Source organism: Brachyspira pilosicoli (assembly GCF_019402445.1).
GTDB lineage: Bacteria > Spirochaetota > Brachyspiria > Brachyspirales > Brachyspiraceae > Brachyspira > Brachyspira pilosicoli_B.
In genome coordinates, this window is sequence record NZ_SRZM01000099.1 from 1 (window position 1) to 4,580 (window position 4,580).

The following is a 4,580-nucleotide window of genomic DNA, read 5'->3' on the forward strand; positions in this document are numbered from 1 at the left end:
ATATTAAATAAATTATTAAGAAAAGATAAATAAAGCCCTATAGAATAAAATGAATGACTATCTTCATAAAAATATTCTACATATGGACTAAGTATAAAATCATAATTATAAATAAAAGTATAATTTATTCCTAAAAGACTTTTTATATCATTAAGGCTTTTTCCAATATTATCACTGCTTAAAATATTGTAAGTAACATTTCCATAAAGCTTAAAGCCTATATCAAATATATATGAAGCCTCAAAACCAAGCATTAAATTATTTTTCTTTTGTAAATCATAAGTATATTTTGTTATACCCATTAAACCTAAATGAGCAGAAGAATATTTTAAATAATACCAAGAAGTGTAATACTCTGGCTGTTTTAATAAGTCTATTGATTTGGTGTCTGTTATAAATCCTATAGAGTGCGTGATATTTCCTTGATAAAAATTAAGTTCTGTATTATATAAAGCCTCATAATCATTATACAACACGCTCTCGCCCACAAACATATATTGCCTATTAAAACCTTCACCAAAATGGAATTTCCTTTTTCCTATATAAAAGCCTAAAATTTCATTTATATAATTAAACTGTATTTCATCAAAATTAAAAGCAATATAAGCGTTATTATTATTTTGTTTTATAATGTTTCCATTATCATAAATAAACTCTCTATTGTCTTTGGTATATATTCTAATTGCAGGCTTAAATGAAAAATAAAAATTATTATTAAGATATTCAAAACCTAAATAAAAATAAGTATCATTGCTTAATATTGAATTTGGTATATATTCATTTTCTTTTAAATCTATATAGCTAAAATTATTTTTTATACCAAATTTTGGAGTGATATCAGCAAATGCTATAGATGATACAGCAAATATAAAAAAAGTTAAATATATTTTTATGCGATGCATTTATTACCAAATATTTTTATTATTATTTAAATAAACTAAAAAGCATTTTCATGTTCTCACTTCTAAAATATGCACTTGATGAACTTGAAGGCTCTATTTTTGATATATTGCATATTGTGCTTGTATTAGTATTGATAATCAAATTATAAAACTCCATATCATTAAAATAATTATCTTTTATTTTGTATACACCTCTTTTTAATGCCTTTCCGCTATTATCAAAAAAATCTACACTATAACCGCCTGCAATTTTTTTGAGTGTTGCTTTAGCATAAGGAACACTTCTATTTTTCTTTACTAAATTTATTTCTTCATCACTCACAACTTTGTCAAATTTATAATCATCAGTAAAGTTTATAGACATCAAATCATTCATATTAGCAGCACCTGTAACAACATAGCTTCCTGAAATTTTTAAAGGAGAAACCTGATTCTTTGACTGCACAAAAAATCCCTGATTATTGGCTAAAAAAAGAGTATTGTTATTTTTTAAATACATTAATTTATAATCTTTTCCAACTATCATATCAAAATTATTAACAGTTCTTTTTCCGTCTTTTATATCAGTGAAAGTGCCTGACATCTTGTAACTTTTTCCATCTCTATTATAAATTCTAACAAAATCATCAAATATATTCTGACTATACAAATTAAAAGATAAAATGCTTATTATAAATAAAATTTTCACTATTTTTTTACACATATTTTATTACCTCTATTATAGGCATTTTAATAACCTTTATTATTGGATAAATACCTGCTAATATTGATACAGATAACACCCATGCAAATATTAAAACAGTATCTTTAAATGTTAGTAATAAACTTAAAGGATAACCGTCAGTAGCACCAGGAAATTTCATTATAAAGTTTGAAGCATTTAATATATTAGCAGCACCGTAAGAAATAATTATTGAAATAACAGAACTTAACACTGCCATTATAATAATTTCTAAAAATAAAAGCAAAGTTACATTTTTTATATTTATTCCTAAGGCACGCATTGTACCAAACTCATTTAAACGCTCTAAAAAATTTGTTGTAAGCATCTGCATAACTGAAACAAATACTAATATGCTTAATATAAATAAAGCTATTAAATAATTATTAGTATTCATCTCTATTACAGAAAGTAAAAATGCATTCAAATCCTTCCAATCTTTAGCCTCATAGTTGAGATTATTTTCATTAAAATATTGATTAAGATTATTTTTTATTTCAGTTGCCTTTTTATAATCTTTTAAATATACGAGTAAATTATGAGCATTACCATACTCAAGACCAAATATTTCATAAATAGCATTTAGAGGAGAGTAAATAGTAATAGCATCTGAAGCACTGTTATTTAAAGAAATTGCCCCTACAGCCATTAAAGAACCTAAACTTATACCCTCTCCAAAATCTGTCATTAAATTTAAATAAGGCTCTTCATTATAATTAAGATTAAAAAACTCTCCCAAATCTTTACCCAAAACAAAAGTATTAATATCATCATCAAATATAGGAGTTCCTTCTTTTATAGAAACTGTTGACATTATTTTTGAAGGCTTTTCATAAGCATAACCTGAAAAAAATTTACTTTTACTTTCATTACCTACAAGTCCACTTATATCAAGTTTTTTCTGATAATCATTAACTTCGCTTATAGTATTAAGCTGTTTATAAATAACTTCAAAATCATTACTATTAAGCATATTAATTTTTTCGCTTTTTGTATCCCAATAAGATTTATCAGCTATTACAACAGAGCCTCCGCTTGTATTAACGCTTATAATAATACCTTCTTTTGTAAAGTTATTATATCCGCTTATCATCATAAGAGAAATAAAAGACACTATAATAAGTATCATATTTAAAATTGTTCTGGTTTTATTATACCAAAGATTATCGAATGCTAATTTTATTATATTCATTTATCTGTCCATTATAGTTATTAATAAAATTTTATTATTGTTCTTTTTCCCGCCACACGCCACAGGCGGACTTCCTCAAAGAATCAAAAAGTGCAAGTGAAAAATACTTTTAAATAATATTAATTATATTTTAAAGGTAAGATAAATTATGCATTTTAAGTCAAAAATATAGCCTTTTTGCTTCTTTGTGGCAACAAAAGAAGTGGGGTGTGGGGCAAAGCCACCACAAAAAACTAAAAATTATTACTATATATTGAGTATCAGTCCTCCATCTCTCATAATATATTTTTTATCCGCATAATCTTCTATCAATTCATCATGCGAAATAAAAAATCCTATGCCGTTTCTTTTCTTTATAGTCTCTCTTATATATTCATAAATAAATTTGCTTGTTTCAGTATCCAAGTTTGCACTAATCTCATCGCCGAATATATAAGGAGCTTCGCTTACCAATGCCCTTGCAATTGCAACTCTCTGCTTCTGACCTCCTGAAAGCTGTTCTGGTTTTTTATTTTTTAAATTATCTATTTTTAAGTTTTCTAATATTTCATTAACTTTTTTATTGATATTAGAATAATTCTCATTTAAAAATTTAAGAGGCAAAGCAACATTATCAAATACAGTCTGGGTTTTCAAAAGCTCAAGCGACTGCAAAATAAGTCCTATATTTGAAAGCCTAAAACTGCTTCTTTCTTTGTCGCTTAATTTTGAAACTTCATCATTATTCCAATAAACAGAACCTTCTGTTGGAATATCTATGCTTGATAATATATGAAGAAGCGTACTTTTACCAGCCCCAGAAACTCCAGCAACCCATACAATTTCACCGTCTTTTATTTCTAAACTAATGTTCTTATTTGCTGCTATATTATAATCTTTTGTTTTATATATTTTTGATATGTTTTCACATCTTATCATAATTAAAAATCAGCACCCTCCGCACTCAAAAATCCGTCCTTACCTTTATCATAAGAACTCTTTAATAAATATCCGTAAAAACCTTTAGGATACATTTTTAAAGCTTCGTCTAACTCTTTAAAAGCCTTATCCGTTTCATTTACTTTCATATATGCCATAGACCTATAAATATAAGCTCTGTAAACCATATAGTCTGGTAAATTGCTCGTATCATTTAATGAAGTTATTACAGAATAAAAAGCAGCATTATTATAAAAACCTAAAGTAGCTATCTGCCACATTCCATATACTTGCTTTGCTCTTATATTGTTTTTATCTTTTAATAATGCCAAACGAGAATAAGTATACATATCAACTATTACACTATAAGGATATTGATTATTAAAAAAAGCAAGTGAAGTAAAAGAGTTTGCAAAATTGGCATAAGAAGCATAAACATCAGAAGAGCCTTTTTTGAAAACTTTATCTTTTTTAAGGTTATTGTATATCTCTCCTAAAGCTTTATAGTCTTCTTCAAAAGTTCCGCTTGCAATAGACACATTAGCCCAAAGAGTATAGCATTCTATACTTAAATGCATTTTCTCTTCTTCGCTTAAATTGCTGTTCTTAACTCTATTTAAAATATCCTTAGCTTCGCTTGTTCTTACAAGTCTTGAGCCTGAATGATATTCATTATTTTTATTATCTATTTCTTTTAATATAGCATTAGCCTCGCTTGAAATCTCTCCGTATAAACTGCACAAAGCATTAATAAAAATCAAAACAATCACTCTAAACATTTTAATATCCTTATTATAGCAATTACAATTTTTTATTTTAAAATTTGCAGGGCTTTGCCCCGCACCCC

Annotated in this window: 5 protein-coding genes; all 5 read right to left on the reverse strand. The window is 26.5% G+C overall.

Features of this window, described 5'->3' with window-relative positions; translation table 11 throughout:
* On the reverse strand, window positions 1–902 hold a 902-nt coding region (locus E6A48_RS04010), incomplete at its 3' end, for a hypothetical protein (protein WP_219708753.1).
* 22 nt (window positions 903–924) lie between these two features.
* Window positions 925–1,605 carry an outer membrane lipoprotein-sorting protein gene (locus E6A48_RS04015; RefSeq protein WP_219708755.1) on the reverse strand — a complete coding sequence of 227 codons (681 nt, stop codon included), beginning with the start codon at window positions 1,603–1,605 and terminating at the stop codon, window positions 925–927.
* Window positions 1,598–2,815, reverse strand: a complete 1,218-nt coding sequence (locus tag E6A48_RS04020; RefSeq protein ID WP_219708757.1) for an ABC transporter permease — start codon at window positions 2,813–2,815, stop codon at window positions 1,598–1,600. The genes E6A48_RS04015 and E6A48_RS04020 overlap by 8 nt, the downstream gene beginning before the upstream one ends.
* Window positions 2,816–3,061: 246 nt before the next feature.
* A complete protein-coding gene (locus E6A48_RS04025; RefSeq protein WP_219708760.1) occupies window positions 3,062–3,733 on the reverse strand; it encodes an ABC transporter ATP-binding protein in 672 nt (223 codons plus the stop codon).
* A gap of 2 nt (window positions 3,734–3,735) precedes the next feature.
* Complete coding sequence (locus E6A48_RS04030; protein WP_219708762.1) at window positions 3,736–4,512, reverse strand: hypothetical protein; 777 nt, start codon at window positions 4,510–4,512, stop codon at window positions 3,736–3,738.
* Window positions 4,513–4,580: the final 68 nt, after the last annotated feature.